The sequence below is a fragment of the Sphingomonas sp. CCH9-F2 genome, assembly GCF_001556735.1.
GTDB classification, from domain to species: Bacteria; Pseudomonadota; Alphaproteobacteria; order Sphingomonadales; family Sphingomonadaceae; genus Sphingomonas; species Sphingomonas ginsenosidimutans.
Window position 1 is genome coordinate 1 of sequence record NZ_LSJO01000681.1, and the last position, 6410, is coordinate 6410.

The following is a 6410-nucleotide window of genomic DNA, read 5'->3' on the forward strand; positions in this document are numbered from 1 at the left end:
CGCGGTACACCACACGCGGCGGCGGGGCGTAGTAAGGATCGTTGTAATAGCCACGATTGTAGTAATAACCGCGGTCGTAATAGCGGTCGCGGTTGCTCGACGCGATCGCCGCGCCAAGGCCCAGGCCGATCACGCCGCCGATGATCGCCCCCGCCGCCGCATCGCCGCCGCGATCGCGATGGCGCCAGTAACGCTGCGCCTCCGCGGGCGCCGCAGTCGCGAGCACGGTCGCCGCCAGTGCCGCGCCGAGCGTCGCCTTCTTCCACATACCCGTCATCTCGGACTACTCCTCCGGTTCAAAGGGTTCGCGATGCTGGACTGAACGCGCAGATCGGCGAGCCTGTTGCGCCTTGTCGCCGATTCGCGCTGAACCAAACCGGAATATGGCGTTCATGGGGCGTTTAGGGAGCGTGACATGGCATATTGGCTGATGAAGAGCGAACCGGTCAGCTACGGCTGGGACGATCTGGTCCGCGATGGCGCGACCGAATGGGACGGGGTGCGCAACCACGCTGCCGCCGCGCATCTGCGCGCGATGGCGCCGGGCGACCGCGTGCTGTTCTATCACAGCGGTGAGCAGAAGGCCGCGGTCGGCGTGGCGGAGGTGACGCGCGCCGCGCGCGCCGATGGCGATGCCGGCAACTGGGTATCGGTCGCGATCCGTCCGCTCGACGCGCTGCGCGCGCCCGTGAAGCTGGCCGCGATGAAGGCCGCGCCCGCGCTTGCGGACATGGCGATGCTGCGCCAGTCGCGGCTGTCGGTCAGCCCGGTGACGCGCGCGCAATGGGACACGATCATGTCGCTGACGACGCAGACATAAATCGTCACATTTCATGATCCCGACACAATCGGGGTCTAGCGCGCCGGATAACGGGCGGGAAACACACCGGACGACCGAAAGGGACTGCCACGCCATAAGCGCGGCAGGGCGGTCGACGTGCGCGCTTTCCCCGACACGACAAGCCCGGGCCACCTTTTCAGTGAGGAACACATGCGTATCTCGACCCGCTCGACCCTGCTCGCCGGCGCCGCCGCGTTCGCCGCGCTCGTCGCCGCCCCGGTGACGGCGCAGACCACTGCCACGGCCACCACGGCGACCGCCACCGACACCACCGACCAGGACGGCCTGGGCGAGATCGTCGTCACCGCCGAGCGCCGATCGGAGAATATCCAGCGCGTGCCCGTGTCGGTCGCGGTCGTCAGCGGCGACGACCTGCGCGCCTTCCAGGCGGGCGGCGAGGATGCGCTGGCGCTCGCCGGCCGCGTTCCGGGCCTGTACGCCGAAACCACCACCGGCCGCATCTTCCCGCGCTATTACATCCGTGGCCTGGGCAATATCGACTTCTACCTCGGCGCGTCGCAGCCGGTGTCGATCATCCAGGACGACGTCGTGCTGGAGCACGTCGTGCTGAAGTCGAACCCGGTCTACGACGTCGCCAATATCGAGGTGCTGCGCGGGCCGCAGGGGTCGCTGTTCGGGCGCAACACCACCGCGGGCATCATCAAGTTCGACACGATCCGCCCCGGCCAGACGTTCGACAGCCGCATCGCCGCCAGCTACGGCACGTACAATACCGTGACGCTCGACATGGGCGTCGGCGGGCCGCTGGTGCGGGACAAGATCGCGTTCCGCGCCTCCGCGCTGCTCCAGCACCGCGACAATTGGGTCGACAACACCTTCGCCGGGACGGGCGCCGACGGCACGCGCGGCGGCAAGGACGTGATGGGCGGCTTCGATGAGCGTGACGCACGCCTCCAACTGCTGTTCACCCCCAGCGAGGCGCTGTCGGTGAACCTGTCCGGGCACGTGCGCGACTATCGCGGCACCTCGACGATCTTCCACCGCGGCGCGCTGCTGCGCGGGTCGAACAATGTCGAGGCCGAACCGCGCGACCGCATCGCGCTGGACGAGGCGGACAACAACCCGCAGGCGTATCGCACGCAGGGCGCGTCGGTGAACGCCGCGCTCGATCTGGGGCCAGCGACGCTGACCTCGATCACCGCCTATGAGCACACGGCCGGCTACAGCCGCGGCGATACCGACGGCGGCGCGGCGGTGAACTTCGGCGGCGTCGGCTTCGGCCAGAGCATGGGGCGGATCGCCGATCTGGACCAGTGGACGCAGGAAGTGCGCCTCGCCAGCAACGGCGACAGCGCGTTCAAGTGGCAGGTCGGCGGCTTCTATTTCGACAGCCGCGACATCACCGAATTCTACCAGCGCAGCTATTTCCTGTCGCCGGGCAACCCCGCGCGCAACCCGAACAACTGGGCGCGGCTGCACGACGTCAACACCAGCTGGGCGGTGTTCGGCCAGGCCAGCTACCGCATCGCCGATCGCCTGACGCTGACCGCCGGCGCGCGCTATACCGAGGATCGCAAGCGGACCGAGCTGGTGAAGCCGGTGTTCAACGCGGCGGGCACGGTCGACCAGTTCGCCGCCGCCAACCCCAGCGCGCCCAAGACGGTGCGCCTGTCGGGCAAGGAGCCGAGCTGGGACGTGTCGGCGCTGTACGAGATCGATCCGACCGCCAGCATCTACGCCCGCGTCGCGCGCGGCTTCCGCGGGCCGACGATCCAGGGGCGCTCGGCGGTGTTCAACACCCCCTTCACCACCGCCGACAGCGAAACGATCATGTCCTATGAGGTCGGCGTAAAGACGCGGCCGACGTCGACGCTGCGCTTCAACGCCACCGCCTTCACCTACCGGGTCGACGACATCCAGCTGAACGGCAACGACGTCAACGGCAACGGTGTGCTGTTCAACGCCGATCACGCCAATGCCTATGGCGTCGAGGCGGAAGCCGAATGGCGCCCGATCCGCAACATCACCTTCTCGCTGGGCGCCAGCGCGATCCATACCGAGATCAAGGACAAGCGCGTCTATGCGCTGGTCTGCGCATTCGGTGGGCTGGTGACCTGCTCCGTCAACGATCCGACGATCGTCGTGCGCGGCGGCACCTATGCGCAGATCGACGGCAACCCCCTGCCCAACGCCCCGCGCTGGCAGGCGAATGCCGCGGTCCGCTATGACATCCCGCTGACGAACAACGGCAGTCTGTTCGTGGCGAGCGACGTCAACATACAGGGCTACACCAATCTGGTGCTGTACAAGACGCGCGAATTCTACGCTGACGGCAATCTGGAGCTGGGTCTGAAGGCTGGCTACGTCACCGCCGACGGGAAGTACGAACTCGCCGCCTTCGCGCGCAACATCACCAACGAGAAGAACCTGAAGGGCGTGATCGAGAACTACAATGCCGCGGTGTTCAACGAACCGCGCATCGTCGGCGTCTCGTTCGCGGGCCGTTTCCGCTGATCCAGAACCCGCCGCCCGGTCGCGTGACCGGGCGGCGGGGCTGCGTCACTTCGCCGGGCGCCACGTCTGCGTCTGGCAGAAGAAGGCGATGCAGCCCTTCACCTTCAGCGACCCGTCCGGGTTGCGGGTCACGATCGACTTGTACGTCTTGCCGTTGCGCGGGTCGTAGATGCGCCCGCGCCAGTCGCTGCCGGCGTCGGTGAAACCGGACAGGATCGGCATCCCCAGGATCGGGCGCGTGCGCAGCGCCGGATCGGCATTGTTGACGTCGGTCTTCGCCGCGCCCGGCTCGCTCTTCAGGATGGTGGCCAGCCGGCCGCACACGGTATTGCCGCACGGCCCCACCACGATCACCCCTGCCCCGTCCTCGGTCAGGTAGCGGCCGGCGATCGGCGTCGCGGCGACGGCGGGGTTGACGATGGCCGTGGTAAGCGCGGCGGCGGCGAGCGGGAGCAGGGGCTTCATGTCGCTGACGTGCGACAATCGCGCGCGTCGCGCAACACCCGGTCGGCATCACGGTTGAAACCACGGGCGCTCTCCCGCATTCAGGCAGGCGATGACCGCCCGCGCCCGCTCGCTCGACGACAGCTTCGCATCCGTCCCCGTCCCGCGCGGCGCGGGGTTCTGGCGGCGGCTGATGGCGTTCGTCGGCCCCGGCTGGCTGGTCGCGGTCGGCTATATGGATCCGGGCAACTGGGCGACCGACATCGCCGGCGGATCGGCGTTCGGCTACACCCTGCTCTCCGTCGTGCTGCTGTCGAACCTGATGGCGATCGTGCTGCAATCGCTGTCGGCGCGACTGGGGATCGGCGCGGGGCTGGACCTGGCGCAGGCGTGCCGCCGGCACTCGTCGCCCGCGCTGCGCTGGCTGCTGTGGGCGCTGGCGGAGGTCGCGATCATCGCGTGCGACCTGGCCGAGGTGCTGGGCACCGCGATCGCGCTCAAGCTGCTGTTCGGGCTCCCGCTCGTCTGGGGCGTGGTGGTCACCGGGCTGGACGTGTTCCTGATCCTGGCGCTGCAACGCTACGGCTTCCGCCGGCTGGAAGCGTTCATCGCCAGCCTGCTGATCGTCATCGCGGGCTGTTTCGCGCTCGAACTGTTCTGGGCGCGGCCCGACTGGATCGCGGCGGCGGGCGGGCTGGTGCCGCGGGCGGAGATCGTCACGAATCCGGCGATGCTCTATCTGGCGATCGGCATCCTGGGCGCGACGGTGATGCCGCACAATCTCTACCTTCATTCCTCGATCGTGCAGACCCGCGCTTATGGTGAGGGCGAAGCCGACCGGCGCGAGGCGCTGTCGATGGCGACGATCGATTCGACGGTCGCGCTGGGGCTGGCGTTCTTCATCAACGCCGCGATCCTGATCCTTGCCGCCGCCGCCTTCCACAGTGCCGGCCGGTTCGAAGTGGCCGAGATCGAGGATGCGCACGCGCTGCTCGCGCCGATGCTGGGGGTCGGCGGCGCCAGCGTGGTGTTCGCGATCGCGCTGCTCGCCAGCGGGCAGAATTCCACCGTCACCGGCACGCTGGCCGGACAGATCGTGATGGAGGGGTTTCTCGACATCCGCCTGCCGGTGTGGCTGCGGCGGCTGGTGACGCGCGGGCTGGCGATCATTCCCGCAGTGATCGTCGTGGCCGGTTCGGGCGATCGCGGCGCGACCGACCTGCTGGTGCTCAGCCAGGTGATCCTCAGCCTGCAACTGCCGTTCGCGGTGATCCCGCTGGTCGCCTATACTGCCGACCGCCGCCTGATGGGCGGTCTTGCCGCGCCGCGCTGGCTGTCGGTTCTGGCGTGGGGGATCGCAACGGTGATCGTCATATTGAATGGTTATCTTTTGTGGGGATATGTCGCCGGCTGACGGCGTGCCACCGCAACGGGCGTTCAAGGGAGAGGTCAGGCGTGTCGATCGACGCATATTCCATCAACGTCGATCCATCGCGCCATCTGGTCGATATCGCGGTCCGCGGGCTGTGGACTGTGGAAACGGTCGCGCGCTATCGCGCCGACATCGCGCAGGGGCTCGGCACGTTGCGTGGGCACGGCTGCGCGGCCGGGCAGCATCTGACGCTGCTCGATGTTTCCGGCTTCATCGTCCAGGTGCAGGAGGTGACGGCGCTGCTGGCGGGAATGGCGGCCGAACCCGAATTTGCCACGCGCCGCGCCGCGATCGTGGTCGAGGCGCCGTTACTGCGGATGCAGGCGCGGCGCGTCCTGCCGCGCTATGGCGTGTTCGCCGAACGCGGTCCCGCGCTGGAATGGCTGCTCGGCGATCGGCCACCCGCAACGGAATGATTCACGCCGGCATGTCCCCGCCGCAGGGATGGCGCGCGACCGGACATCGGTGATATTCGACAACATAATCGGCACGTTAGCGGCCCCGCATAGGAGAGGATTGGTGACGCCGGACGCCTTTTTCCGCATCGACGTTAACCCGGCGCGAGAATTTGTCGAGATCGCGCTGTCCGGGCTGTGGAGCACGGACACGATCCGGCGTTTCGAAACCGACCTGCGTCGCCGGCTGCTCGATCTTCCCGCGATCGGGCGGCAGCGGACGCTGTTCGACCTCACCGGCTTCATCGTCCAGGTGAAGGAGGTCGCCGCCGGCTTCGAGCGGCTGGCGGCGGATCGCGGGATCGCGTCGCACCGGATCGCGGTGATCGGCGCCGCGCCGCTGCTGCGGATGCAGACCCGCCGCGTGGCGCCCGACTACGGCCTCTTCACCGATCGGGCGGCCGCGATGGAATGGCTGTTCGCCGACGCCGCCTGAACCGCGCGCACCACCTCATTCGCCCTGGTATTTGATCTCCAGGAAACGGCTGCGCGTTTCCAGCGTGTCCAGGTCGCCCTGCGCCAGTTGCGTGCTCATTTCGCCGATCTCGCGCTCGATCACCGTCAGGCCGTCGATCAGCTGCTGGTCCGGGGTGCGTCCGTTGCGCGGGGTGCCGCGCAGCGGCACGGGCACGCGCTGATAGTCGCGGACGAAATCGGGCAGCTGCTCGCCCACCAGCCGCCGCACGTCGGCCGCCGCCGGACTGTCCTCGTCCAGCGCCGCCAGCTGGACGCCCAGCGTGTCGAGCCGCTGGTCCAGCCGGTC

Annotated in this window: 7 protein-coding genes and 1 pseudogene; 5 read left to right on the top strand and 3 right to left on the bottom strand. The window is 68.3% G+C overall.

What is annotated here, in order from left to right:
- Positions 1-277: hypothetical protein (locus AX685_RS19580; RefSeq protein WP_066491782.1), on the bottom strand; the 277-nt coding region annotated here is incomplete at its 3' end.
- A gap of 138 nt (positions 278-415) precedes the next feature.
- Here AX685_RS19580 and AX685_RS19585 point away from each other — a divergent pair.
- Positions 416-820, top strand: coding sequence for an EVE domain-containing protein (locus AX685_RS19585; protein ID WP_066491784.1), 405 nt, complete (start codon positions 416-418; stop codon positions 818-820).
- 171 nt (positions 821-991) lie between these two features.
- Entirely contained in the window at positions 992-3316 is a 2325-nt protein-coding gene (locus tag AX685_RS19590; protein WP_066491786.1) for a TonB-dependent receptor, read from the top strand.
- A gap of 45 nt (positions 3317-3361) precedes the next feature.
- On the opposite strand, the gene AX685_RS19595 is transcribed toward AX685_RS19590, so the two are convergent.
- Positions 3362-3781 (bottom strand): DUF2147 domain-containing protein, encoded by a 420-nt coding sequence (locus AX685_RS19595; protein ID WP_066491789.1) that lies wholly within the window; start codon positions 3779-3781, stop codon positions 3362-3364.
- A 91-nt stretch (positions 3782-3872) separates the two neighbouring features.
- Here AX685_RS19595 and AX685_RS19600 point away from each other — a divergent pair, with 91 nt between their 5' ends.
- From AX685_RS19600 to AX685_RS19610, 3 genes are all read left to right on the top strand, one after another.
- Complete coding sequence (locus AX685_RS19600) at positions 3873-5174, top strand: Nramp family divalent metal transporter (protein ID WP_066491802.1); 1302 nt, start codon at positions 3873-3875, stop codon at positions 5172-5174.
- 41 nt (positions 5175-5215) lie between these two features.
- The gene (locus AX685_RS19605) at positions 5216-5608 is read left to right on the top strand and encodes a hypothetical protein (RefSeq protein WP_066491807.1); all 393 of its coding nucleotides are present in this window, start codon (positions 5216-5218) and stop codon (positions 5606-5608) included.
- Between the two features lie 103 nt (positions 5609-5711).
- Positions 5712-6083: a hypothetical protein gene (locus AX685_RS19610; RefSeq protein ID WP_070321596.1), complete on the top strand. Its 372-nt coding sequence runs from the start codon at positions 5712-5714 to the stop codon at positions 6081-6083.
- A 15-nt stretch (positions 6084-6098) separates the two neighbouring features.
- On the opposite strand, the pseudogene AX685_RS22960 reads toward AX685_RS19610, so the two are convergent.
- A pseudogene (locus AX685_RS22960) lies at positions 6099-6410 on the bottom strand (hypothetical protein); the annotation flags it as partial.